This is a genomic window from Oceaniglobus sp. K40-3 (assembly GCF_055808395.1).
Map to the genome: position 1 here is coordinate 235529 of NZ_JBVVRW010000004.1, position 25390 is coordinate 260918.

19 protein-coding genes and 1 pseudogene are annotated in these 25390 nt (G+C 58.7%); 4 read left to right on the forward strand and 16 right to left on the reverse strand.

The window, feature by feature from the left end:
• Positions 1-37: 37 nt before the first annotated feature.
• From AC0L7P_RS20565 to AC0L7P_RS20620, 12 genes are all read right to left on the reverse strand, one after another.
• Positions 38-1078, reverse strand: coding sequence for an ABC transporter ATP-binding protein (locus tag AC0L7P_RS20565; protein WP_473436234.1), 1041 nt, complete (start codon positions 1076-1078; stop codon positions 38-40).
• A complete protein-coding gene (locus tag AC0L7P_RS20570; protein WP_473435985.1) occupies positions 1065-2333 on the reverse strand; it encodes an amidohydrolase family protein in 1269 nt (422 codons plus the stop codon). Before AC0L7P_RS20570 ends, AC0L7P_RS20565 begins: the two co-directional genes overlap by 14 nt.
• Positions 2323-3153 (reverse strand): carbohydrate ABC transporter permease, encoded by an 831-nt coding sequence (locus tag AC0L7P_RS20575; protein ID WP_473435986.1) that lies wholly within the window; start codon positions 3151-3153, stop codon positions 2323-2325. Before AC0L7P_RS20575 ends, AC0L7P_RS20570 begins: the two co-directional genes overlap by 11 nt.
• The gene (locus tag AC0L7P_RS20580) at positions 3150-4067 is read right to left on the reverse strand and encodes a carbohydrate ABC transporter permease (protein ID WP_473435987.1); all 918 of its coding nucleotides are present in this window, start codon (positions 4065-4067) and stop codon (positions 3150-3152) included. Before AC0L7P_RS20580 ends, AC0L7P_RS20575 begins: the two co-directional genes overlap by 4 nt.
• Positions 4068-4132: 65 nt before the next feature.
• Entirely contained in the window at positions 4133-5419 is a 1287-nt protein-coding gene (locus AC0L7P_RS20585) for an ABC transporter substrate-binding protein (protein ID WP_473435988.1), read from the reverse strand.
• Positions 5420-5496: 77 nt separating this feature from the next.
• A complete protein-coding gene (locus AC0L7P_RS20590; protein ID WP_473435989.1) occupies positions 5497-6732 on the reverse strand; it encodes an adenosylhomocysteinase in 1236 nt (411 codons plus the stop codon).
• Positions 6729-7988: an adenosylhomocysteinase gene (locus AC0L7P_RS20595; protein WP_473435990.1), complete on the reverse strand. Its 1260-nt coding sequence runs from the start codon at positions 7986-7988 to the stop codon at positions 6729-6731. The genes AC0L7P_RS20590 and AC0L7P_RS20595 overlap by 4 nt, the downstream gene beginning before the upstream one ends.
• 185 nt (positions 7989-8173) lie before the next feature.
• A complete protein-coding gene (locus tag AC0L7P_RS20600) occupies positions 8174-9604 on the reverse strand; it encodes a sulfatase family protein (RefSeq protein ID WP_473435991.1) in 1431 nt (476 codons plus the stop codon).
• 28 nt (positions 9605-9632) lie between these two features.
• Complete coding sequence (locus AC0L7P_RS20605) at positions 9633-11051, reverse strand: sulfatase family protein (RefSeq protein WP_473435992.1); 1419 nt, start codon at positions 11049-11051, stop codon at positions 9633-9635.
• Complete coding sequence (locus AC0L7P_RS20610) at positions 11051-12535, reverse strand: tripartite tricarboxylate transporter permease (protein WP_473435993.1); 1485 nt, start codon at positions 12533-12535, stop codon at positions 11051-11053. The genes AC0L7P_RS20605 and AC0L7P_RS20610 overlap by 1 nt, the downstream gene beginning before the upstream one ends.
• A 73-nt stretch (positions 12536-12608) precedes the next feature.
• Positions 12609-13016, reverse strand: coding sequence for a tripartite tricarboxylate transporter TctB family protein (locus AC0L7P_RS20615; RefSeq protein ID WP_473435994.1), 408 nt, complete (start codon positions 13014-13016; stop codon positions 12609-12611).
• Positions 13017-13027: 11 nt separating this feature from the next.
• Complete coding sequence (locus AC0L7P_RS20620) at positions 13028-13987, reverse strand: Bug family tripartite tricarboxylate transporter substrate binding protein (RefSeq protein ID WP_473435995.1); 960 nt, start codon at positions 13985-13987, stop codon at positions 13028-13030.
• A gap of 125 nt (positions 13988-14112) precedes the next feature.
• Between AC0L7P_RS20620 and AC0L7P_RS20625 the strand changes: the two genes are divergently transcribed.
• Positions 14113-15045, forward strand: a complete 933-nt coding sequence (locus tag AC0L7P_RS20625) for a LysR family transcriptional regulator (RefSeq protein WP_473435996.1) — start codon at positions 14113-14115, stop codon at positions 15043-15045.
• A 161-nt stretch (positions 15046-15206) separates the two neighbouring features.
• Here the strand turns inward: AC0L7P_RS20625 and katG are convergent, their stop codons facing one another.
• Entirely contained in the window at positions 15207-17381 is a 2175-nt protein-coding gene (katG, locus tag AC0L7P_RS20630) for a catalase/peroxidase HPI (protein WP_473435997.1), read from the reverse strand.
• A 190-nt stretch (positions 17382-17571) separates the two neighbouring features.
• Between katG and AC0L7P_RS20635 the strand changes: the two genes are divergently transcribed.
• Positions 17572-18474 carry a hydrogen peroxide-inducible genes activator gene (locus AC0L7P_RS20635; protein ID WP_473435998.1) on the forward strand — a complete coding sequence of 301 codons (903 nt, stop codon included), beginning with the start codon at positions 17572-17574 and terminating at the stop codon, positions 18472-18474.
• 12 nt (positions 18475-18486) lie between these two features.
• On the opposite strand, the gene AC0L7P_RS20640 is transcribed toward AC0L7P_RS20635, so the two are convergent.
• The 3 genes from AC0L7P_RS20640 to AC0L7P_RS20650 form a co-directional block, all read right to left on the reverse strand.
• Positions 18487-18834: a TOBE domain-containing protein gene (locus AC0L7P_RS20640; protein WP_473435999.1), complete on the reverse strand. Its 348-nt coding sequence runs from the start codon at positions 18832-18834 to the stop codon at positions 18487-18489.
• Positions 18789-21374 carry an ATP-binding cassette domain-containing protein gene (locus AC0L7P_RS20645; protein ID WP_473436000.1) on the reverse strand — a complete coding sequence of 862 codons (2586 nt, stop codon included), beginning with the start codon at positions 21372-21374 and terminating at the stop codon, positions 18789-18791. The genes AC0L7P_RS20640 and AC0L7P_RS20645 overlap by 46 nt, the downstream gene beginning before the upstream one ends.
• 223 nt (positions 21375-21597) lie before the next feature.
• Positions 21598-22596, reverse strand: coding sequence for an ABC transporter substrate-binding protein (locus AC0L7P_RS20650; protein WP_473436001.1), 999 nt, complete (start codon positions 22594-22596; stop codon positions 21598-21600).
• A 428-nt stretch (positions 22597-23024) separates the two neighbouring features.
• Between AC0L7P_RS20650 and AC0L7P_RS20655 the strand changes: the two genes are divergently transcribed.
• Positions 23025-24182, forward strand: coding sequence for an enolase C-terminal domain-like protein (locus AC0L7P_RS20655; protein WP_473436002.1), 1158 nt, complete (start codon positions 23025-23027; stop codon positions 24180-24182).
• A gap of 95 nt (positions 24183-24277) precedes the next feature.
• A pseudogene (locus tag AC0L7P_RS20660) lies at positions 24278-25383 on the forward strand (ABC transporter ATP-binding protein).
• Positions 25384-25390: the final 7 nt, after the last annotated feature.

Genomic DNA, 25390 nt, shown 5'->3' on the forward strand with positions numbered 1-25390 from the left:
ATCTTTGATCTGTCGAAGTCGCGATGGGCGGCCCGGTTCAGCCAGGTCGTTCAGGTGTTCCCGGGTGTTGTTGCCTGATTGCGGCGCCTTCGGCGTTGAACAGGTGATAGGCGTCGCCATCCGGCCCAATGCGCACCTCTTGGCCGGGGCGGGGGTGTGATTTGCCGGACAGGCGCACGATCAACAGGTCTTTGGCCCCTATATCGACATAGGCAAAGGTATCAGACCCAAGGTTTTCCACATAGGCAATTTTCCCCGGCCATCCGGGTGCATGATCCGAAACAAACGTCATTGATTCAGGGCGGATTCCAACGGTATGGGCGTTATAGTCCTCGGCCAGATCACCAGAAACAAGGTTCATTTTGGGCGATCCGATGAACCCCGCGACAAACAGTGACTTTGGGTGTTCATACAGTTCCAACGGGGTGCCGGTGTCTTCGATCCGGCCATCGCGCAGAATGACGATCCGATCCGCCAGAGTCATCGCCTCGACCTGATCGTGGGTCACATAGATCATCGTCGTATCCGGGAGCTGGCCCTTGAGCTGTGTGATTTCCATGCGCATCTGAACGCGCAACGCGGCATCAAGATTGGACAGGGGTTCATCGAACAGAAAAATCTGCGGATCGCGAACAATCGCGCGGCCAATGGCCACCCGTTGGCGCTGTCCCCCCGACAACAGCGAAGGTTGCCGATCCAGATATTCGGTCAGCTGAAGCTTTTCCGCAACGCCGAACACCTTTGCCTCGATCTCGGCCTTGGGCAATTTCTGGATTTGCAGGGAAAACGCGATGTTGTCGAAAACACTCATGTGGGGGTAAAGCGCATAACTTTGAAACACCATCGCCACGCCGCGCTTTTCAAGAGGTATCTTTTTGGTGTCCTGACCGGCGATTTCCAGCCGGCCTTCGGTAAGCGGTTCAAGCCCGGAAATGCACCGTAGCAGGGTCGATTTTCCTGACCCGGACGGCCCGACAAACACCACAAACTCTCCGGCCTCAACCTCCAGGTTTATATCCTTCAGCACATGGTGCTGGCCAAATCTCTTTTGCAGATTGGTGATCTTAAGGTGTGACATCATGTACGACCTTTCCGTCTGCGATCGTGAGAACGCAATTGCCTTTGGCGTGTTCGACCAGAGATTTTTCAACCTGCCCATTCTCAACCGCGACCGCGAAAACAGCCATGTCGGCAGGGCCGCCGGTTTGCAGTGTGCCATAGCCCAGAGCATCCAACCCCAAGGCACGCGCTCCGGCCACTGTGGCCGCCGTGATCAGCCGTGTATGCAGGTCTGCGTTTCGGTAACCTTGCCGTATGGCGATGTCAGATGCCAAATGCACGTCTGCCATCAGATCCATGGAAGGGCAGGATGACAGGGAATCCGTGCCGATACAGATGTCGTGCCCTTCGTTCAGATAGGCCGCGACAGGCGCTTCGGCCAAACCGATGGTCGCGTTGGAACGCGGGCACAGCGCAACACGGGTGCCACGCGCCAGCAACAGATCGCGCCCGGCGCGATCAATATAGATGCCATGGGCGATATGGCAGGTCGGCGCGAGCAACCCAAGGCTGTCGGCAAAATCGGCGGCGCCCAACCCCACACCACCAGTGCGGACAAGTTTGAACTGATCGCGCAGACATCCGAAAATCTCCACCACGGTTTGATTGCCGCCAAGGTAAAGGGCATCTTCTACGCTGCTTTCGGCAAGGTGGGTGTGCAGGCGCAGCCCCTTGTCAGCGGCGATACTGACCAGATCCCTGATCACGTCCGGGTCAATGCTGTAGGGCGCGTGGGGCGAGATCCCTATTTGTGTGCGCGACGGAACGGCCAGCCGTTGCAGGAACGCGTCACGTCCTGTTTCAGCCCAGCTTTTATCGACCTGGCCGATGACCTCCAGATATTCGATACCGCTGGCGCAACAGTCGGAAATCGCCCCGCGCGCGGCGTCATCCGTGACGATTTCGCTGAACACCGTCGTACCTGTCGCAAACGCCAGACGGGCACCGAGGGCGGCGGCATCGGCCCATTCCTGGGGGTCGGTGACGCTTTTGTAGGCGACCTCGAACGCTTCGCTCCAATGTTCAAAATCCCGATAGGCGCCTTGTCCGACATGCTGAAGGTTGCTGTATTGCAGGTGCGTATGGGCATTCACCAACCCGGGCAACATGACACCCGCCACCCATTCAATCTGCGAAGCGTCATAGTGATCCGGCAAGGCGGCGGCGGGGCCAATCCATGCGATGCGGTTGCCATCAATGGCGACAACCCCGTCTTTGATGATGTCCCCTTTGACGGGAACAATCCAACTGGCGCCAATTACCTTATTTATCACTTGTAGCTCCGAAACCGGCCGCCAGAGATTTCTGAGCCAGTGCAAAAATGAACATGACGGGGATCAATGATACAATCGCAGCGGCAGCCTGGCCTTGCAGATTGACAGATTCCCGTGTCGAGAGGGTCGTGGCGGCCAGGGGCAATGTGTATGATTCTGGATTGCTTTGCAGGATGGTCGCCGCGATCAGCAACTCGCCGAATGTCCAGACAAAGACCAATGCGCAAACAGATGCGATGGCCGGTCGCGCCATCGGAACGGCAATGCGCCGGAACCGCAGCAAAATGCCCGCGCCATCCAGGGCCGCCGCATCCATCAGATCATCAGACAGCACCTGTCTGAAGTAGGTGTGAAAGAAATAGATTGCGAACGGAATGCTTCCGACGCCGTTCAGGATGCCCGCAATGATCGGATTTCCCGTCAGTTGGGCCCGGGCCAGAACCACAAAGATCGGCAACAGCCAGGCAATTGTCGGAATCGTATAGCCGGAAACAAGCATCACCCGACAGGCCCGCGCAATTGGCCCCTTGTGAATGCGGAACCAGAACGCGGCGGCAAGGGCGGCCGACACACTGATTGCGCAGGCAATGCAGGACACCACAAACGTGACAATCAAGGCGCGGCCAAGGTGCGCCTCGTGCCAGGCATGGATCATGTTGTCGAATGTGAACGCCCGTGGAATGCCCCCGGGGTTTGCGGCGAAATCGGCAGGTGTGCGCAGGGCGGTGCCGATCAGAAACAGGAATGGCAGGATAAAGACCAGCGAAATAGCAATCGCAATCAGGGTCTTTGGCAGGCTGACGGGTTGTTCGCTGCTCATGCGCGCGCCCTTTCGACAATGTTGCGCTTTGATGTGGCAAACCGGTTGCGAACAAGGCCAATGACACCCCATACGAGATACCCAACCACCGGCACCGCGATGATGGAAAACACCAGAACCACGGTTTGTGCCGCCGCCGTTCCGTAAAACCCGAACCGGATGAATTGCTGATAGATCGAGAAATCCATCGTGGCGCTGGACAGGCCCGGCCCGCCCCCGGTCAGCACATAGATCCAGCCGAACATGAACAGGAAAATCGCGACGATCTGGAACATCGTCCACAGGATGATCGTGTTCCTGATGCTTGGCACCGCGACATAGAAAAACTGATGCCAGAATTTCGCGCCGTCCAGACGCGCGGCCTCGAATATGTCGCGGGGCACGGCGGCCAGTGATGACGTAAAGATCAAGACCCCCGTGCCAAACCCGGCCCACAGAACCATGATGATGACCACGGGTTTCACAAAGGCGCGGTCGGTCAGCCAGGGCTGTGACCATGCCTCAAGGCCGAGGTTGTCCAGCACCGCGTTGAATGTGCCATCCGTGGCCAGCAACGACCGAAAGACGAGGCCAACAATGGCAGGCGACATGACAGCGGGCAGGAAATAGATTGACCGGAACAGCCCCGCATTCCAGACATTTTCCCGCAACAGATAGGCAACGATCAGCGGCGCAATCACCCAAAGCGGCAACCCCATGAGATAGAAAACCTGGTTCCAGATGATCTCCCAGAACTCGGGATCGGTCAGAACCCAGACATAGTTTTCAAGCCCGACAAATTCGGACGTGCCGGCCGGGTTCCAATCATAGAAGGATCGAAAGGCGATATAGACGAGGGGCAGAAACAGGATCGCCAATTCAAGCATCACTGCCGGAAGCAACAGGATCCAGCCGATCGCAGAGGATTTTTGCATGTGGCCCCGCCCGTGTTCAAGGAATGTCGTGGGATGGCGGCATTGCCGCCACCACCCCATCGGTATCAGCGTGTCCGCGAGAACGCGCGCTGTGCGGCGTTCAGAAATTGATCAACATCCATTTCCCCGCTCATCAGCGGCACGGCGTTGCGTTCCATCACGGCCAGCACCGTCAACGGAAAGGACGCGAAACCGGTGTGGTTGCCGAGCAGGGTGAACACATCCAGCAACTGCTGTTGCAGCTTGTTCTGCACGTCAATGGTGGCCCCTTCGATATTGGCCGGCACGTTGGTGTGTGCGGCAAAGGCCTCTTGTGTTGCAGGTTCGGCCATATGGGTGACAAATGCCAGTGCGGCCTCGGGGTGGTCTGTCCAGCGGGTCACGGCCCAGCCTGCCTCGGCGCCCGCATCAAGCATGGGTTCATTGGGGGATGTGGGAACCATCGGCAGCATGAATCCCGACGCGTTGGGCTGATCGCCTGTCGCCCAATCCGCCGTTCCGACCGACCCAACCGTGACCATCGCAGCGTCACCCGTGCCAAAGCGGTTGATCGTGTCGTCATACATATTGCGGCCAAGGGCGTCTTTGCCGCCAAAACAACCGGCGTCGCGCATGTCGACGATGTAATTCATGGTCTGCACGAACACATCGTTTTTCATGTCGATGTCATGGGCGACCCATTTTGCCAATGTGGCGTCATCCATCAACTGACTGGAAATCATATAGACGTAGGTTTCAAGCAGATAGCCATCGCGCCAGCCCGCCGAGATCGGTTCGATCCCCGCATCGCCAAGCGTCGTGCAGGTCTTGAGCATGGCATCCCAGGTGGCCAGCCCCTTGGCCGGATCAATGCCCGCCTTTTCAAAGATGTCGTTGTTGGCAACCAGGGCATAGCCATAGGTGCCGGTCGGCAGGATATACAGATTGCCGTCCTCGGATTCATTTTCGGGAATGAATTTCAGGGTCGCCAAAAGATCCGGGTCAACCGCGTCTTGCAGGGGGAACAGGCCGTCCTTGTAGCTGTAGGCCTGCGCCGCGCCATACATGGTGATGACATCGGGGCCGGTTTGGGCGACGACAGAATTGCGGATCTGATCGAAATACGTGCCATAAGGCATCTCGGTGATGTCAACGGTTACATTCGGGTATTTCGCGTTGAACGACGCGACAGCCTCGGCAAAGGCAGCTTCGCCGTCCTCGTAATTGCCCGGCAGGAATGACCAGACCTGAATCGTGGTCGCATCGGCGGGGACGGGCGAATCCGCCAGCGGGCTGAGCGATTGCGCCATGGCAGGCAGCGGTGCGGCCAAAAGTGCGGCCAGAACAATAGTTCCAAGAGGTGAAAATTTCACGACATTCTCCTTGTTGATTAGGTTAAATGCGATTTTGGCACCGCTTTTGTTGTTGGATCATCTGGTGGTCATCCCGTCTACCAGCTTTGCAATGCTGCGCTGAGGGCCGGGGTGATTGGTTCAACGCTCGCCCCTGCGTTCGTCAGGCGGGCCAAGGCGATCGCGTTCTCAATTTCGACCGGAATTTCATGCACGCCAACCGGCAGCGGATGGGTTGTATCCGCCAGACGTTCAATTGCACAGGCCTGCAACGAAAGCGATAGATCCATGACCTCGATCGGGTTGCCTTCGCCTGCGGTGCAGTTGATGCAATGGCCCCCGGCAACCAAAAGAACGGTTTTGCCACTTTCCAGGGTATATTCCTCGACCTCGGCCCGAATTTTCTTGGGGGGGACAAGGCTTTGCAGATACGCCATCGGCATTTCAAAAGCGCCCCCGCCGGCCGTGCACAGGATAACCTTGTTTGTCATCGCGTCGAGATGTTCACGGGTCAGAACGCCCGCAATGCCGGTTGCGGCAAACACGACTTCGGCGGTGGGTGCCGCGTCGATTATGGCTTTGACTTTGTGCCCGTCGTGAAACGCCTGAAGCGCCTTTACCGGGTCGATTTCCGCAACCGTCACCTGCGCGCCCATGGCCCGCGCATGAAGCGCCACGCCCTTGCCAACCCAGCCATACCCAACCACCAACACCTGACGCCCGGCCAGTTGAAGATTGGTGACATCCAGCAGGGCCATGACACAGGATTGCCCCGTGCCGTAAACGTTATCGAACAGATATTTCAGCGCGGAATCGTTCACCGCGATCACCGGAATTTTCAACTTTCCGGCGCCGTGCATCATCCGCAGCGGGCGCACGCCGCTGGTGGTTTCCTCGGCCGCGCCAATCATGGATGCGATCAGGTCGGGAAATTCCTTGTGGGCAAGGCGGGTAACAGACGCGCCATCATCCACCAGAATATCGGGGCGGGTTGCCAGAAATTCGCGCGCCAGTGTCAGATCCTCGGTTGCGGTTGCCGCAGCATCGGCAAAAACGTCAATCCCTTCAGAGCGCAGCGCGTGAACGACCTCCATTTCAGCACAATCGGCAGGCGCCCAAACGCTTACCGTGGCGCCCGCATCGCGCAGGCCCAGCACCAGATTTGCCGTTTTGGGTTCCAGAACCAGTGAAATGCCAATGCGTTTGCCGTCGATGGCCCCGGTTGATTTCAGCCGCGCAACAACAGAGGCAAGGATAGGCATGCTGCGCTTGGCCCAGGCTATTCTGGCGGCACCTGCCTTTGCCTGTTCGGCATCAAAATCTTGCTGTGTCATACAGAAGGCATCCCGTTGATCCATGTTTTGAAATCGTCTTGTTGTTCGGGTCGGCCAGCGTCCAGAACAATGCCTTTTTCGGCCAGTATCGCGGCTGCGATCGAATCGTCCACCGCCTTGGGCAGCACATGAACACCGGGTTTCAACCCTCCATTGATCAGGTGATGCGCCCCCAGACCCTGCACCGAAAACGTCATATCCATGATTTCAACCGGATGGCCGCTGCCCCCTGCGATGTTGACCAATGCGCCGCCGGACAGCACATGCAAGTCGCGATCCCCGACGCGATAGGTGGTGATGTTCGGGCGGGATTCGGTGACGACATCCGCCATCCCGGCCAAGGCTTCCACGTCGACCTCAAGGTCGTGGTGGCCTGCGTTCGCCAGCACGGCATCGTGATCGACAAGCCGCAATTCCGGTTCGCCAAGGGCGCGCATCCCCCCCGTTGCGGTAATGATCATCTGGCTTCCGGGAACCATTTCACGGGCCGGGCCAACGACATGGCCATCCATATGGGCCTCGACCGCGCGCACCGGATCGGTTTCGACGATACGGGTCATGGCACCCATTTTCGCCGCATATTCGGCAATCCCACGCCCCACGTAACCGTATCCGATGATCGTGATCACCGCGCCCGCGACCTGGCGGTTGGTCAGGCGCAACATCGCCTGCATGGTCGTCTGGCCGGTGCCATAGCGGTTATCGAACAGGTGCTTGCAGCGCGCATTGTTGGCCGTCAGGGCGGGGAAGGGTAATTTGCCCGCGGCCTCCATCGCATAAAGACGGGTGGTGCCGGTTGTGGTTTCTTCGGAAACACCTTTCAGGCGTCTGAACAGTTCCGGGCGGTACATGCCGATCCGCATGGTCAGTTCCGCGCCATCATCAATGATATATTCGGGGCCGTGATCCGCCGCGGCAAGCAATTCCTTTTCCCAGGTCGCCATATCGCCACCGGCATCGGCAACAACGGTCAGCCCACGATCGCGCAACGCGGCAACGACAGAATCCTGGGTCGTGCGCGGGTTGCTTCCGGCGACGATAACCTCGGCCCCCGCGCGGGCCAGTACCAGCGCCAAAAACGCGGTCTTTGCCTCAAGGTGGACAACAACCGCGATTTTCTTACCCTCAAGTGATCCATCCGCAACCGTTTTGCGCACCAGACCATTCAGCGCGGGCGAATACCGATCAACCCAGTCAATGCGGGCGTTCCCTTCGTCTACAAGGCGGCGATAGTCGTCAGTGTTATGTCCCAGCAAATGGAATGCCCCTTTGTCGATGACGATTCGATTGTTGTCTTTCCGCAATCTAATCGCTTAGATTTTTACGCGTCAAGTGTTAACCTCAAACCGACAGGGCGCAGGGCATGACAGAACCCTACGCCAGAGGCCAGCTTGCATCAGGATTGGGTCAGGTGGGTTTCACGGGGTGCGATGGAACGGCGCTAACCCGGGGCGGGGGTAAAGGGAATGTCACCGGTCCCCGCGATTGCCGCGCGCCCACCGTTGGCGGCAATGACGCGGGCCTGATCGGCAAAGGCCCGGGCGTTGACTGTTTCGGGGTCGCAAATTTCACGCAAGGCAGCGGCGAGTTCGGCGCGGGTATCGGCATGGGCCGGGTCTGTGCCAAGATCGCGTTCCTCGTCGGGGTCTGCGGCCAGATCGAAAAGCTGCGCCGGTGCGCCAACATATTCGACATATTTCCAGCGCCCCCTGCGCAGCGCAAACACCCCCGTATCGGACCCGGCGGCGTGATATTCGGCGAACACCGCCCGGTCCCGGGGCGTATTGGCCAGCGCGATGAGCGAGTCACCCGGCAACGCCTCATCCCCGCCGACGCCGGTGCAGGCCAGCGCAGTAGGTGCGACATCAATCAGCGACACCGGCGTGTCTGACACCTTGCCCGCAGGCACGCCCTGACCTGCGATAATCATCGGTACGCCAAGGGAATCTTCGTACATCACCGACTTGCCCCACATCCGGCGATTGCCCAGATTGTCACCGTGGTCCGAGGTATAGATCACCCGCGTCGTTTCGCTCAGCCCGGCATTGTCCAACGCCGCCAGCACCTGACCGATCAAACGATCCAGACAGGTGACCATGCCCATATAGGCCCGCAGCGCCACGGCACGGCGTTCATCGTCAAAGTGGCTGTCATAATCCTTGTGGCGGCGCATCCAGTTCAGCGATGGATGATCCGGCGGCGGCGATGTCAGCCCTTCGCGCAACTGATCAAGGGTGTAATCGCCGTAAAGATCATAATCGGCCTGCGGTGCGATCATCGGAAAATGCGGCATCACGAAACTGACAAACAGGGCAAACCGGCGGCCCTGCGGATCGGCACCGCGTTTGGCGATCCATTCGGCAGCCGTTTCAGCGATGCGGTGATCATAGGCGCAATAGGTGCTGTCGCCCGGTCCTGCGGTGGCGGCAATATCGCCGGTGCCCGCCTTGGGCAGCGGGTCTTTGCGGAACAGCGCCTTGAGATCGCCCTTGCCATCGACAATGTGCAGCGGGATCAGTTCTTCGGTGAACCCGTAATCATCGTCGCCGCGATAATGCAGCTTGCCAACCGACACGACATCAACCCCGGCATCGCGCAGCATGTGATGCCAGCCGCGCACCGCCCCGGTATAGGGTGTTGCATTGTCCCAACACCCGATCTGGTGCGGATAAAGCCCCGTCGCAAGCGCGCCGCGCGACGGCACGCAGATCGGGCTGTTGCAATAGGCATTGGTAAACCGGGTGCCCCGCGCCGCGAGGGCATCGATATTCGGGGTCTGCACCAACCCGTGCCCATAACAGCCCGAAAGTTTGCGATTGTGTTCATCCGAAAGGATGAACAGCAGGTTCTGCGGCGCAGGGTGATCGGTCATGGTGGGTTTCCTGTTGGGTGGTGTCGTGTCAGGCGGGTTGTTCTGCCCGTGGATCGGTAAAGGCCAGGGGAACAATGCGGCGAATTGCGGCTTCGCCACCAAGGCGGTCGGTCAGGGCGGCCTGATCGGCAAAGGCGGTTTCGTTCACGCGCTCCGGCTCGGCAATCCGGCGCAGCGCGGCACGGCATGCGGCAAGGGGGGCGGCAAAGGCGGGGTCATTGGCGCGGTTACGGGTTTCCTCGGGATCATCCGCAAGATCATAAAGCAAGGGATCATCCCCCACGCATTCGATCAGCTTGAAACGCCCCAGTCGCAGCATGAACATTCCGGTGGGCGACCCGACAGCGTGGTATTCGGCAAACACCACACGTTCGGGATCATCACAGGTGGCCAGTTTCACCAGACTTTCCCCCGGGCGGTCAGGGGCCAAAGGCAGGCCCGCAATATCCAGAACCGTTGGATAAAGATCAATCAGGCTGACAGGCGTGTCATTGCGATGCCCTTGCGGGATGCCCGGCCCCGCAATCACCATCGGCACGCCGGCGCTTTCCTCCCACAAAGTCGATTTCCCCCAATAGCCCCGCGCGCCCAGATTGTCGCCGTGATCCGAGGTATAGATCACTGCCGTGTCATCCTCTGCGCCGCTGTCTTTCAATGCGCCCAGAACAATCCCGATATTTTCATCCAGCGCGGCGCACAGGGCGTAGTACTGCGCCACCGCCTCGCGCACGGCATCGTCATCGGCAAAGTGATCCTGAAAATTCTGCAACCGACGCATTGCGCTGACGCTTGCATTTTCACCCGGGTAACTGCGGTTCATCTTTGGCAACGGCAGCCTGTCGCGGTCAATCAGGGCGCGGAACCTGTCAGGCGCGTTCAGGGGGAAATGGGGCAACACCAGCGAAACAAACAATGTCCAGCCAGGCGCGCGCGGGGTTTTCAACCACTCTGCCGAGGCCTGGGCGACCGCATGGTCATATTCCCAATAGGGCGTCACCCCCTGGCCGGTCATCGCCGCCATCTGCTGCGTGCCGGGGCGTTCAGGCGGATTGCGACGCAACAGCGTGGTCGGGTCGCCCACCCCATCCTTGACGTGCAGGGGCAGGATTTGTTCGTCAAACCCGGTATCGTCGGTTTCATTGCGAAAATGCAGCTTGCCAATGGATGTGACAGACCGCCCCGCAGATTGCAGGGCATGACCCCAGCTTGCCACCCGCCCGTCATAGGGCATGGCATTGTCCCAATATCCGATCTGATGCGGGTAAAGACCCGTGTGCAGGCTGGCGCGTGACGGCACGCAGATCGGGCTGTTGCAATAGGCGGCGGTAAACAACGTGCCCCGCGCCGCCAGCGCGTCGAGGTTTGGGGTTGCGGCAAGGGCGTTGCCATAGGCGCCCATCACCTTGCGGCTGTGTTCATCCGACATGAGGATAAGGGTGTTGGGCATCATGCGTCCTCCTTATCCCCGGTTGCCACCACCGGTGGCGGCGGAGTGCGGCGCACCATCGGCAGCACCAGCATCACCACGGCAAGGGCCACGAAAATCAGGGCAACAGGATGATCGACAATCGCCAGCATCGACCCATCGGAGAGTTGCAGTGCCGTGCGGAACTCCGATTCAAACGGTGTGGCCAGCACAAGCCCGATGATGAACGGCCCAAGCGGCACACGGGCCCGGTCAAGCGCATAGCCCAAAAGCCCGAACCCCAGCATCACCCAGACATCAAACAGCCGGTTGCCCACGGAAAATGACCCGATCGCGCAAAGAACAAAGACCACAGGCACCAGATATTGCGTCGGAATCGTGATAACCCGGGCAATCTGGCGATAACTGCCGGCCATTATGACAAACATCATGACATTGGCGATGAAATAAGCCGCGATCATCGCCCAGACCAGATCGCCATGGGTGGTGAACAACAGCGGACCGGGCTGGATCTGATGCATCACCATCGCCCCCAGCAACAGCGCATCGACCGGCGCTCCGGGGATGCCAAGGGTAATCAGCGGAATAAGTGCGCCACCGACATTGGCGTTGTTGGCCGCCTCCGAGGCGACGATGCCTTCGTCATGGCCGGTGCCGAATTTTTCCGGGGTTTTCGAAAAGGTGCGCGCCATACCATAGGCGACCATCGCCGAAATGCTGGCACCCACGCCGGGCAGGATACCAACGAAGGTGCCAATCACGGACGAGCGGATGATATTGGCAGTCTGCGCACGCCATACTTTCAGCTTTGGAAAGGCAATCCGTTTTCCCAGCCTGATCAGATTGCCGGTTCCCAGCGCCTTGTCGGTTTCGTTGAGCAGTTGGCTGACGACAAAAACGCCCAGCAGCACCGGCAACAGCCGGAACCCGGCCGCCATGTCATCAAACCCGAAGGTATAGCGCAACTGCCCATCGGATTCAGCCAGCCCGGGCAGGGCCGCGACAACCCCAAGGGTTGCCGAAAACAGGCCCTTGAGCGTCGAGCCTTTGGAAATCGCCGCCACCAGCACCAGCGCCATGAGGATCAGCGCGGCCAGTTCCCATGGCCCGAACTTCAGCGCCCAGAACGACAGGGGCGGCGCCAGCAAGGCCAGCACGATACCGGCAAACAGGCCCCCGATCAGCGAACTGCCGATCCCCAGGCTCAGCGCGCGCTCCGGCTCGCCGCGCAGGGCCATCGGGTGGCCATCGAACGTGGTCATCACCGAGGACGGCGTGCCGGGCATTTTCAACAAGGTGGCGCTGATCAAGCCACCACTGACCGAACCGACATGCATACCGATCAGCAGCAGGATTGCCGACAATGGCTCCATCGAAAAGGTCAGCGGCAAGGCCAGCGCCATCAGCATTCCACCGCCAAGACCGGGAATGGCCCCAACCAGAATCCCGGATGCCGTGCCTATAAACGTCCAGATCAGGGCCATCGGCCCGATTGCGTCAATCAATCCCTGAATCATTGGAAACTCGGCAAATCAACGAAGAAAACAGAGGTGAACACCCAGTCGCACCCGAACCCCATCAGCAATGCAATACCGATTGCGGGGGGATCGATCGCAGTGAATGGGCAACCAGCGGAATGGCCAGCGCGGTGAACAGGATGGTTGAAAGGGTAAACCCAAGCCCCGCCTGCATGGCCGCCAGATAGGCCACCATCAACGCGAATGTTCCGGCGGTTCCCAAACGCAACGGCGCAGAGGGTGGCGCGGTCAACCCACGCCTGGCCCGCTGTACCGCTTCGATGACAATCCCCAGGCCCGTGCCAATCAACGCAACAGCGCAGGCCCGGGGAAGCGCAGCCGATCCGACCGGGTCGAATATCGGCGGCGCAATGTTGCGCGCGGCAATCAGCAGCACAGCGGCGACCACAAGGCCAAGACCACAGGCGAACCAGGCGGCGTTGTCGACGCGCGTAACAAGAGCATTCATCCCCGGCGTCCTCAGTTGGCGGCCATGCCACGGGCGATCGCGGCCAGCGGTTCGGTGCGCGCGGCGGCTTCGTCCAACTGTTCCTTGGTCGCGTCCGGCCCATACCAGGTTGGGTCGATCCCCTGCCCTTGCAACTGGGCAACAATTTCAGGGTCCGACGCGGCGGTTGACAACACCTCGCGCAGTTTCGCGGCCTCGCTGTCACCCAAGCCAGCAGGCGCCAGCCAGATGCGCGGTTCCGTGATGGACAGGTTCACGCCCGATTCAACGGCTGTCGGTACGTCAGGCAATTCCGCGCTGCGTTCTTTCGAGTACAGGAACAATGGGCGCAGGCCGCTGTCCTTATATTGCTGGAACTCCGAAACCGAGAATTGCGCGATGTCCGTATGGCCCCCAAGGATCGAGGCCAGACGTTTTGCCCCGCCGCCAATCTGTACGAACTTCATCTTGATGCCGGCTTCTTCCTGAAACATCATCGGAATGAAAAACACCGGCAGGCCGATGTTGGTGGCCACGGTGATGCTGTCTGGTTTGGCCTTGGACATTTCGATCAGGTCTTGCGGCGTCTTGATCGGTGAACTGTCCAGCACGCCCATGCCGATTTCGGTTTGGCCGGTGCCGCCCAGAACGGTAAAGGCGGTGTGATCGTAATCCACCACGCCCATCGCCTTTGAGGTGATAACCCCCGATGTCCAGAGGGCGATGGTATAACCGTCCGGTTTCGCATCGCGCAGCGAGCGGGTGCCGACCGTACCACCGGCCCCCGGCAGGTTGACGATCACCACCGATGGAAACACATTTTGGTTTTCGATGCCACGCTGAAAGGTCCGCGCCAAAGCATCAACGCTGCCCCCGGCATCGGTCGGAACGATGATTCGCAGGGGTGCGCTCGGATAATCGGCCTGGGCCTGCGCCCCTGTCGACATCAGGCACGCCAGTGAAAGCCCAAGGAAACGGGTTAAAAATTTCATGGTTCAGTCCTCCCAATTTTCTTTCGCGACTTTTGCACGGCACCGTTGCCCGGGGTAGTACAGGGATGCGACTATAGGTATAACTTTCTGTTACCCCCTGCCGCCAATACCGGAGCGTGCGCGCCATGCCATTCAACACCCGCAGGCTGACCCATTTTCTGGCAGTCGTAGAGTTCGGCAGCATCAACCGTGCTGCCGTTCACTGTCATATTTCACAGGCGGGCATGACCAAAAGTATCCGCGCCCTGGAAAACCTGGCGGGCGGCGAATTGTTCGAACGGCGGCCGCAGGGCGCGCGCCTGACCAGACTGGGTGAAACCCTGTTGCGGCACGCCCGGCTGCTTGACAATCAACTGAACAAAACGTCGGGCGCATTGCAGGCGCAGATCGAAGGCAGCAAGGCAGAGCTGCGGATTGGCGTCGCCATCCGTTGGGCGCTGCGCCAGATCATTCCGCAGGTGTTATGCGATTTCGCCGGAGATGCCCGGCAGGCGCGGATCACCCTGCTTTCGGATCATCAATCCTGGCGGATGATCGACGATCTGCGCAACGGCGACCTTGATCTGGTGCTGGCAACCCCCAGCGAACTGGATGATCTGACCGGTGTTGAAGCGCGCTATTTTCAACCGGACCGGCAAGGCGTGGCAGTGCGCCACGATCATCCCCTGACCCGCATAGGCCAGATCAGCCTGGACGAGCTGAGCGCCTATGAATGGATCAGCGCCCGCCCGGAAACCTATTCATGGCGCCATGTGAGTGGGCTTTTTCTGGCGGCAGGGCGCGCGCCGCCAGTGCCGCGAATGACCATCGAATCCAATGTCCTGATGCTGGATGTTCTGGCCCGAACCGATTTTCTGGCCCTTGCCAACGCGCGGATGATCGCCATTGACCACGCTGATCGTGTCGTCCTGCTGAACACCCCCGCCAACCGCGAACGCAAGACAGCGATCCTGACACGGGTGGGCGATGTTCTGCCCGCAATCGCAACCGATGTCATTGCCGAAATCGGCCGCCACCTCGACCCTTTGACCGGTCGGGGAAGGGCAGGGGGAACTTGACCCGGTGACATGCACCGGAAACCGTTTGCGACATCATCTTCTGCCGTGGCGTGTAACAACGCTTGTGCAGGCAATCAAAACCAAAGAAAGGGGACGTTCCAGATCGGCCAAGGGCTGGCCGATCTGGTGGATTGAATTGGCGATGGCCGCCACAACCCTATTTACACAAGATCAAACCGATCTGCGTTCATGACTTTGGCCCATGCGGCAACAAAGTCGGTCACGAATTTGCCGGCGTTGTCGTCCTGCGCATAGACTTCGGCATAGGATCGCAGGATCGAGTTGGAGCCAAAGACCAGATCCAGCCGTGTTGCTGTCCATTTTGCTGTACCCGTCTTGCGATCACGGATTTCGTAACCGCCGCCCTCAACGGGATGCCAAGAATAGGCCATGTCCGTCAGCACGGCAAAGAAATCGGGCGTGAGGGCGCCGACACGATCCGTGAAAACGCCGTCCTTGCTGTTGCCATAGTTGGCGCCCATGGCGCGCATGCCACCAACCAGAACCGTCATTTCATTGGCGGTCAGGCCCATCAGATGGGTGCGGTCCAGCAACATTTCTTCGGGGCTGGTCGAATAATCCGCCTTGCGCCAGTTGCGATAGCCATCGGCAAGCGGTTCAAGCGGCGCAAAGGAGTCCGCATCGGTCTGCGCGTCGGTTGCATCACCACGGCCCGGCGCGAAGGGAACCGTCACGTCGAACCCGGCCGCCTTTGCAGCCTGTTCAACACCACAGTTCCCGGCCAGAACGATAACGTCCGCCACGCTTGCCCCCGTGTCGGCGGCAATGCCCTCCAGCACCCCAAGCACCTTGGCCAGGCGCGCAGGTTCGTTGCCTTCCCAATCCTTTTGCGGCGCCAAACGGATACGGGCGCCATTGGCCCCGCCGCGCATGTCTGACCCGCGATAGGTCCGGGCGCTGTCCCATGCGGTCGCCACCATCTCGGCCAGCGTCAAACCGCTGTTGTTGATGCGTGCCTTGACGGCGTCCACATCATAACCGGTGTTGCCAGCGGGAACCGGATCCTGCCAGATCAGATCTTCCTGTGGCACATCAGGGCCAAGATAGCGCACCTTTGGCCCCAGATCGCGGTGGGTCAGCTTGAACCAGACGCGGGCGAAGGTGTCTGCGAAATACGCAGGGTCCGCGGCGAATTTTTCGCAGATACCGCGATAGATCGGGTCCATCTTCATGGCCAAGTCGGCATCGGTCATGATCGGGTTGACCCGGATTGACGGGTCTTCGACATCGACGGGTTTGTCTTCTTCCTTGATGTCGATCGGTTCCCACTGCCAGGCGCCTGCCGGGCTTTTCTTCAGTTCCCACTCATAACCGAACAGCAGTTTGAAATATCCCATGTCCCACTGGGTCGGGTTGGTGGTCCAGGCGCCTTCGATGCCGCTGCTGACCGCCTCGCGCCCGCTGCCCTTGCCGTTCGGGTTGTGCCAGCCAAGGCCCTGGTGTTCAACGTCGGCCCCCTCGGGAACTTGCCCCAGCACCGCAGCGTCGCCGTTGCCGTGGCATTTGCCAACGGTGTGCCCGCCAGCTGCCAGCGCCGCAGTTTCTTCGTCGTTCATGGCCATACGCGCAAAGGTTTCGCGTACATGCAGTGCGGTTTTCAACGGGTCAGGTTTGCCGTTCACCCCTTCCGGGTTCACATAGATCAGCCCCATCTGCACGGCAGCAAGAGGGTTTTCCATGGTGGATGCATCTTCGATATCGCCATAGCGGCTGTCGCTGTCGGCAAGCCACTCTTTCTCGGCGCCCCAATAGGTATCAATTTCCGGCTGCCAGATGTCAGCACGGCCAAAGGCAAAACCATAGCTTTTCAGGCCTGCCGCTTCGTATGCCATCGTTCCGGCCAGCAGGATCAGATCGGACCAGCTAATCTTGTTGCCGTATTTCTTCTTGATCGGCCAAAGCAGGCGTCGCGCCTTGTCCAGGCCGACGTTGTCAGGCCAGGAATTCAGCGGTGCGAAACGCTGGTTGCCTGTGCCGCCACCCCCGCGCCCATCGGATATTCTGTAGGTTCCGGCGGAATGCCAGGCCATGCGGACCATCAACCCGACATAGGTGCCCCAGTCGGCGGGCCACCATTCCTGACTGTCCGTCATCATCGCCTTGAGGTCTTCTTTCAATGCCTCGACGTCGAGCGATTTCACTTCTTCGCGATAGTCGAAATCACCGCCCATCGGGTTGGTCTTGGTGTCATGCTGATGCAGGATGCTGAGGTTAAGCGCATTTGGCCACCAATCCGCAACCGACGCACCAGTATGGGTTACCGCGCCGTGAACAAAGGGACATTTGCCCGCGGTATTCATATCATTTCCATCCATGTTCGTCTCCAATCAGGGTGTTACGCCCGGCAATCAAGATAAATGGCCAACCGTTCATCGCCTGAACGACTCTGGCATCTTGCCGAATCTGAACGGCATCGCATTGAACGGCTCCATTTCCAAGGAACTATATACCCGCACAGCCATTATAAAAAATTGTATTTTCTGATTGACGTGATAACTTTCACCTATGGCGGACGTGACCGTAAAGCACCTCAAGTATTTTGTGGCTCTGGCCCGGCACGAACACTTTGGCCGCGCGGCGCAGGATTGTGGCATTTCACAGCCTGCGCTGTCCGTGCAGATCAAAGAACTTGAAGAGATACTTGGCGCGCCCCTTGTCGAAAGAGGGGGCAAACGGATTTGCCTGACAAAACTTGGCGAGGTTTTTCAGTTGCGCGCCCATGATATTCTGCAATCCGTTGGCGAACTCAGCGATCTGGCCCGCGCATCACGCGGCCCCCTCGTTGGCCGCTTCCGGTTTGGTGTGATTCCAACCGTCGCGCCCTATTTTCTGCCGAATTTCATTGCAAACCTCACACAACACTATCCTGATCTCGATCTGCGCCCCCGCGAGGCGGTGACCCAGAAACTTATCGAAGATCTTATCGAGGGGCGCCTTGATACGGCCATTGTCGCCCTGCCGATTTCCGAACACGCGCTGCACGAAGAAGCTCTGTTTGACGAAGAATTCGTTCTGGTCAGACCGCTTGACGATGTGGAAAAGCCGGTTCCCAACGTGGCAATGTTGCGCGAAATGCGGTTGCTTCTTTTGGAAGAGGGGCATTGTTTTCGCGAACAGGCCCTGTCGTTCTGCAAGATGTCATCGACCTTGCCGCGTGATCTGATGGAAGGCAGCTCTTTGTCGACGTTGGTTCAGATGGTCGGGGCAGGGATCGGGGTGACGCTTATCCCTGATATGGCTGTGGCGATCGAAACGCGCTCTGCTGCCGTATCTGTCGTGCGTCTGGATACACCCAGACCGTCACGGACCATCGGCCTTGTCTGGCGAAAAACGACCCCCCTGTCGGCCCAACTCATGAGCATCGCGGAAATCATCCGCCAAGATTGCACCGCCAAAGCCAGAGGGTGACGCCGGTGCGCCCTATGGTGCCCCAATCAGCGCCCGGCCATCGGCGGTGAACAGCTTGAGAGTGTCGGGGCGCGCCTCAACATGAACAATGTCGCCATATTGCAATCGCGGTGCATCATTCTGGCGCACGATCATTGATTTTCCATTAATATCAATGTTGTAATACCAGTCTGATCCGGTGGGCAATACCGTGGTCACCCTGGCAGGGGCAAGACCGGGCGCCGTGGCGCCGTGCAAGTGCAGCTCTTCTGCGCGCAGGCCCAACGTGACGTTCGCTCCCTGCGCCGAAGATATTTCGGCAGGCACCGCAAGGGTCAGGCCTGCCCCATGAAACATGCCATCCGCGATCGTGCCTTCCATGAAATTGATGCGGGGATTGCCCAGAAAATCCGCCGCAAACTGGTTTGCGGGCTGGGCATAAACCTCAAGCGGGGGGCGAATTGTTGCAGCTTGCCGGATTGCATCAGGGCAAGATGCGTTGACATGGTCAGCGCCTCCAGCTGGTCATGGGTGACATAGATGATTGTTGCCTCTGTCTCTTGGTGCAGGCGTTTCAATTCCGCCCGCATGTCCATACGCAGCGTTGCATCAAGGTTTGACAGGGGTTCGTCCAGCAACAGAACTGACGGCTGCATCACCAGTACGCGCGCGATGGCCACGCGCTGTTGCTGACCACCGGAAAGCTCGCTTGTATAGCGGCCAAGCAGGCCATCAATCTGAAGCGCGGTCGCGACCTGTTCCAACCGCTGGGCTGCCTCGACGCGGCCAATTTTCTGCACCTCCAACCCAAAGGAAATGTTTTGCGCCACGGTCAGATGCGGCCAGAGCGCATAGCTCTGAAACACCAATCCAAGGCCGCGTTTCGCTGGGGGCAAGGATTTTCCTTCGGCCAGTGAAAACGCGATCTGATCGCCGATCTGAATGGTGCCGCTTGTTGGCATATCAAGCCCGGCAATGATGCGCAGCGTCGTGGTTTTGCCACATCCCGAAGGGCCAAGAAGCGTCGTGAACGATCCGTCCGGAATTTCCAATGACAGATCGCTGACCGCGCGCACCGCCTTGCCATAGGTCCGGGATACGTTGTCTAGAATGATTGCTGGCATGTCAGCCCCCAAACCTTTTGCGATACTTGTTCCCATCAACCGACGGCTGAGGATCGTGCTGCTGACAACGATGATCACCAACAACAGCACCATACCGTTGGTATAGGGATACCACCCCCGATCCGTGTACCGCAGCGTGATTGTTGTCGCCAGTTGCGTGGCAGGTGTTACCAGCAAAATCAGCAGAGACAATTCCCGCGTTACCGAAATGAATGGCAGCAACATTCCCGAGAAATAAGTGGATTTCTGCACCGGAATCAGAATGCGCCGCATTCTGGTCCACCATGACGCCCCGACCATCACCGCGGCCTCTTCCAGTTCGGGGCCGATCTGGCGAATGGCACTTACCCCGGCTTTGACGGCATAGGGCAGGTAACTGACGGTACAGACGATCACCAACAGCAAGAAGGTGCCATGCAACGACGGTATTGGCCCGCGCGGCACCGCAAACATGGCAAGGAAAATCGCCCCAAGCGCGATCGAGGGCATCAGATACGGCAGGAATGACATCTGATCGAGCGCCTGCGAAACCCAACTGCCGCGCATCCGCACGATCGCATAGCCAACCAGAACCCCCAGAATGCCGGTGATCAATGCGACGACCACCGCCAGCATCATTGTATTGCCCAGGGCCGACATGAGCTGTGAATTGCGCAAAATCCCCGGTTCGCCGGTGCCAAGGCCGGTTGTCAGGCTTGCGTCACCGATCCAGTAATGCAGGGTGAAATTATCCCACGCATAAATGCCGGGCCGCAACATCACCGTGTCAATCACCAGGGCGCACAATGGCACCACGATAACCGCCAGAATGAACCCCAGCACCAGCGCCGCCACCGGCCAGCGCCAGCGCCCCAGCGCAACAAGCCCCGCGCGCGCGCCCTTGCCCGATATGGTGACATAACTGCGCCGGGTGCCAATGATCTTGTGATCCATATAAAGCACCAGCACCCCAAGCACGATCATCACCACGGCGGCCAGATATCCAATTCCCGGACGCTGGCCGATCAGGTTGGCATAAAGCGAGGTGGACAAGACAAATTCGCGCACGGGGCCACCCAGAAAGGCAGGCGTGCCGAAGGTGCCCAGCCCGCGCGAAAAGGTCAGAAGAAACGTCGAAAAAATCGCAGGAAGCGCAAGCGGGATAACAATGCGGCGCAGGGTGGTGAACCGGCCCGCCCCCAAAAGTTCGGCGGATTCCTCAAGCTGCGCGTCGATATTGCGCAACGCGCCACCGATCAGCATGAAACCGAAGGGAAAGTAATGCAGCGCCAGTGTAATGGTGATCGGAAACAGCCCGTAGGCAAACCAATCTGGCGTGGCGATCCCCGTCAACGCCGTAAAAATTCCCGGGTCGCCGCCGATGCGCTGGTTCTTGAACAGGGTGATCCATGCCAGCGCCAGTGTCCACGAGGGCATGATATAGGGAACAATCGCCGCGTTGGCGATAAACCCCTTCATCGGCAGGTCAGTCCGCACCACCAGCCACGCCAGCGTGCCGCCGATGACAAGCGCCAACAGTGAAAACCCCAGCGCGATCTTCAGTGTATTGATCAGGGGTTTGTAAAAGAAGGCATAGGCGTTATCGCTCAGGAAATTGCGTTGCCAATGGGCCCAGGTCCAATCACCGATCTGCGCGCCCGGGATCTGAAACCGCTCAAGCGGATGGACGATGAACGTCTCGCGCAGCATCAGGAACAGCGGCACAATGACAAGATACCCAAGGATTACGAGAAAAAGAACTGACAGTATCCGTTGTGGCGTCAGGCCAAGACGAAAACGGTTAAAGGTGGTTCGCATGGACGGGGCCTTTATTTCCAGAACGGTGGCCCGGCGCGGGCCCGTCAATACCGGGGCAGGCCATTGTCTGGCATGTCCCGGTATCAGTCAGTAACAGGTAAAAGGCCGTCAGCGCTGTGCGTACTTCAGCCAGGTATCCAGCACGATGCCACGATTTGCCGCCGCAAAATCAAGGTCATACGACCACATATGATCTTCCCACCATGCCAGGGGCATGTCACCCTCAAAGGGCACCTGGTTGGGGTTGGGCGAATAGACGCCGGGCGAGATCCGCCCAGGGCGCGAACCCTTCGAGGGTGCCCAGATACTCCATGAACATCTTGGCGGCGTTGGGATGTTCTGCATTGGCCGAAAGTTGCAGCACGATGGGATAGTAATAGCCCAAGGTCGGGCTGATCTGGCGGCTGTCCTTGATGCGCAGATCCTGAAGCGGCACATCGCGATGCTTGGAATAGACATAGAACATGCCATAGGGTGGGTCTTCCTGGCCCGGGGCGCCCACGGCTTCGGTGATCTTGGTATCAGACGTCATGATGATGGCGTCATTTTGCAGGAACCGCTTGATGAATTCCAACCCGGCGTTTGCCTCGGTCATTTCCAGTGGTTTGCCAAAGCGCGCCTCATAATCAGCGGCGAGTTCATCACTGCGGCGCACCCATTCCGTAAACGCGTTCTGATGTTCGCCGGTGATCGCGACATCACGGATCATAACGCGGCCCCGGTATTCCTCGGTTGTCAGATCCCAGACGCTTACGAACGGATCGCCATCAGGATGTTTGTCGGTGTTATAGCCGAAAACCCGGTTGATATAGCCAAGAACAAGCGGGTTCTGATGGCGTTCGGCAAACAATTCGCGTGCGGTTGGCGGGATATAGTTGACGAAATAGCCAGTGTTCGACAGCAGTTCGCGCGCGGCAACCCAATCTTCGGCGACGATCATATCAACATCGCGAACCCCTGCGGCCGCCTCTTGATAGGCGCGCTGGATCAGGTCTTGTTCGCCAAGACGGACCACTTCCACGGCAATGCCGGTGTTGGCGGAAAAGGCTTCGGCGGCTTTCGCCGTTCTGCTGGTGGTCGAATAAACGAGCAGCGCCCCTTCGGCTTTTGCATCCGCTTCGATCTGCGACCAGTCTTCTGCAACGGCCATCGCGCCTGCCGAAACAAGACTTGCCGTCAAGGCTGCGGTTGCCCAGCCTCGCATCATTCCCCGAAAGCTCATTCACGTTCCTCCCTGTTATTGATTTTTTGGAAAACTTCGATTGGTGTCCGATAAGGGATAGTTTCCGCGAAACCTGCTTCTGTCAATCACTTGCACGGGGTTGCATGGCCCGTGACTGGGGCTTTCCGGGCTGATCTGGCGGTCGCGTTGTGAAGATGCTGCACAGCAAAATCATGCACCGATGGTTGCGCAAACACCTTGTATGTCTGGCGCCCCCCTTTTGCGGCACGGGATGCATCCTGACTGGAATTGCCACGGCACCGGGGCAGTTGAGGCGCGAAATATTTCATTTGATGGGGCAGGCAACATGGGGCTGGGGGATCACGCGCTGTGGTGCGGCAGACTTGAAGGGGTGCAAATTTCGGTTGACATCCGATATTATATTTTTGATATTATATCAAATACGACACAGAGAGGCGCGATCAACAATGGCCGAAATCACAAAGATTGAACTGCTGGAGTTCTCTTACAAGGTGAGAAATCTTGGCCCGTCAGAGGATGGCTATGATTCCATCTATATCCCGGACACCGAGGGAACCATGTCGTCTGTCGCGGTCAGGATTGAGGCCTCGAACGGGGTGGTTGGTGCCTATGTCGGCGGTGTGTCAATGGCCCTTGGCCAGACGGCGTATCTCGCCAAAAAAATTATTGGCCGCGACCCGTCGCATCGGCTTGCCTTTTATGAGGAGTTCAAGCGCGGGCTGCGCAAGTACGACAAGATGGGGGCGGGCATCCTTGATATCGCGCTTTGGGACTGGGCCGGGAAAAGTCTGGAAACCTCGGTGGCGACCCTGCTGGGGTCAAGCCGCACCAGCCTGCCGGCCTATGCCAGCACCTATCATGGCGATGACAATGGTGGTCTGACGACGGCGCAGGATTTTGCTGACTTTGCCGAACATTGCGTAAATCTTGGCTATGGGGCCTTCAAGATGCACGGCTGGGTCAAGGGCGACGTCAAGAAAGAGGCCGAAGCGATCCTGCTTTTGCGAGATCGGGTGGGGCCTGACGTCAAACTCATGCTTGATCCGGCATGTCATTTGCGGACATTCGGCGACGCCCTCACTGTCGGCCATGCCTGCGATGAGGCGGAATTCTTTTGGTGGGAAGATCCGTTCCGCGACGGCGGCGTTGCACATTCGGCCAACAAGCTGCTGCGTGAACGTGTGAAAACGCCCCTGCTTATTGGGGAACACATGCGGGGTCTGGAATCCAAGGCGGATCTGGCAATCTCTGGCGCAAGCGACTTTGTGCGCCTCAATCCCAATTATGACATGGGCATCACCGGTGCGATGAAAGTGGCGCATATGGCGGAATCCCTGGGGATGGATGTCGAGGTTCACGGCGCTGGTCCGGCTCAGCGGCACTGTATGGCCGCGATCCGCAACACAAATTACTATGAGTTGGCGCTTGTCGGGCCAAAGTGTGGTTCATCAAGCCCGCCGGTCTATGCGGATTCCTATTCCGACACCCTTGAGGGGGTCGCGGCTGACGGAACATTCCCGGTGCCGACAGGGCATGGCCTTGGGGTGGAATACGATTGGGATTTCATTCGTCGGAATGCGACCAACACGACAGTCATTCAATGACACCCTGCGTTCCCTTTCTGGCGGGCTGCTCTGACAGTTTGGGTCGGACAGCACCCTGGAAACCTGCACAACCGAACAGAACCCGAGGACGATAGATGGCTGATGTAGAACTGCACCAAGTCAGAAAGGCGTTTGGCGACCTTGAGGTCGTTCATGGCGTTGACCTGACCATTGGCACAGGAGAGTTCGTGGTGTTTGTCGGACCATCGGGGTCAGGCAAATCCACCCTGCTTCGGATGATTGCCGGCCTTGAATCGATCACCGATGGCGAAGTGCTTATTGACGGCGAAGACATGACCTTTGCCGAGCCGTCGGAACGGGGCATCGCGATGGTTTTCCAATCCTACGCGCTTTACCCCCACATGAACGTCTATAACAACATGGCGTTCAATCTTCGGCTGTCGCGCTTTTCCAAACCCGAGATCAATCAGCTTGTCCGTGATGCCGCCAGAATTCTGCGGATCGAGAACCTGCTTGATCGTTCCCCGGCGCAGCTGTCGGGGGGCAAAGGCAACGGGTTGCCATCGGGCGCGCCATCGTGCGCAAACCAAAGGTTTTCCTGTTTGATGAACCGCTTTCCAACCTTGATGCCGCCCTGCGCGTGCAGATGCGGCTGGAGATCGAACGCCTGCACCGCGAACTTGACGCAACGATGATCTATGTCACCCACGATCAGATCGAAGCGATGACCATGGCCGACCGGATTGTGGTGCTGGACGATGGGTCGATCCAGCAGGTGGGCACCCCGATGGAGCTGTACGCCCGCCCAAAGAACAAGTTCGTTGCCAGCTTTATCGGCTCGCCCAAGATTAACTTTTTTGAAGTCACGGTTGCGGCAGACGGTTCAGGAATGCTGTGCCTTGATGCGGATCCGTCGGTTTCGTTCCAGATGCCGGGTCTGGAACTGGCGGCAAACGACAAGCTGACCATCGGTGTGCGCCCCGAACAGGTTTCCGTTCATGATACGGCGGGCGAAATACCCGCCACGCACCTGCCCCTAAGCGCTGTGGTGGACGCCGTAGAACGGTTGGGAAACATCAACTATGGCTATTTCAACGTTGGGTGCGAAGACCCGGTAATCGTTCAGATCATGGGCCACACCGATCTGCGATACGGCCAGGCCGTGGTTCTTGGCCTGCCAAAAACCGAACTTCACGTTTTCGATTCCTCGGGCCAATCATTAACCAGAGGATCGGAGTAAAGGCCGC

Bases quoted from the DNA above. Each gene is read 5' to 3' on its own strand.
- AC0L7P_RS20565 (WP_473436234.1), bottom strand. From the start codon at position 1,078: ATGTCACACCTTAAGATCACCAATCTGCAAAAGAGATTTGGCCAGCAC.
- AC0L7P_RS20575 (WP_473435986.1), bottom strand. From the start codon at position 3,153: ATGAGCAGCGAACAACCCGTCAGCCTGCCAAAGACCCTGATTGCGATT.
- AC0L7P_RS20580 (WP_473435987.1), bottom strand. From the start codon at position 4,067: ATGCAAAAATCCTCTGCGATCGGCTGGATCCTGTTGCTTCCGGCAGTG.
- AC0L7P_RS20590 (WP_473435989.1), bottom strand. From the start codon at position 6,732: ATGACACAGCAAGATTTTGATGCCGAACAGGCAAAGGCAGGTGCCGCC.
- AC0L7P_RS20600 (WP_473435991.1), bottom strand. From the start codon at position 9,604: ATGACCGATCACCCTGCGCCGCAGAACCTGCTGTTCATCCTTTCGGAT.
- AC0L7P_RS20605 (WP_473435992.1), bottom strand. From the start codon at position 11,051: ATGCCCAACACCCTTATCCTCATGTCGGATGAACACAGCCGCAAGGTG.
- AC0L7P_RS20615 (WP_473435994.1), bottom strand. From the start codon at position 13,016: ATGAATGCTCTTGTTACGCGCGTCGACAACGCCGCCTGGTTCGCCTGT.
- AC0L7P_RS20620 (WP_473435995.1), bottom strand. From the start codon at position 13,987: ATGAAATTTTTAACCCGTTTCCTTGGGCTTTCACTGGCGTGCCTGATG.
- AC0L7P_RS20625 (WP_473435996.1), top strand. From the start codon at position 14,113: ATGCCATTCAACACCCGCAGGCTGACCCATTTTCTGGCAGTCGTAGAG.
- katG (WP_473435997.1), bottom strand. From the start codon at position 17,381: ATGGATGGAAATGATATGAATACCGCGGGCAAATGTCCCTTTGTTCAC.
- AC0L7P_RS20635 (WP_473435998.1), top strand. From the start codon at position 17,572: ATGGCGGACGTGACCGTAAAGCACCTCAAGTATTTTGTGGCTCTGGCC.
- AC0L7P_RS20640 (WP_473435999.1), bottom strand. From the start codon at position 18,834: ATGGAAGGCACGATCGCGGATGGCATGTTTCATGGGGCAGGCCTGACC.
- AC0L7P_RS20645 (WP_473436000.1), bottom strand. From the start codon at position 21,374: ATGCGAACCACCTTTAACCGTTTTCGTCTTGGCCTGACGCCACAACGG.
- AC0L7P_RS20650 (WP_473436001.1), bottom strand. From the start codon at position 22,596: ATGAGCTTTCGGGGAATGATGCGAGGCTGGGCAACCGCAGCCTTGACG.
- AC0L7P_RS20655 (WP_473436002.1), top strand. From the start codon at position 23,025: ATGGCCGAAATCACAAAGATTGAACTGCTGGAGTTCTCTTACAAGGTG.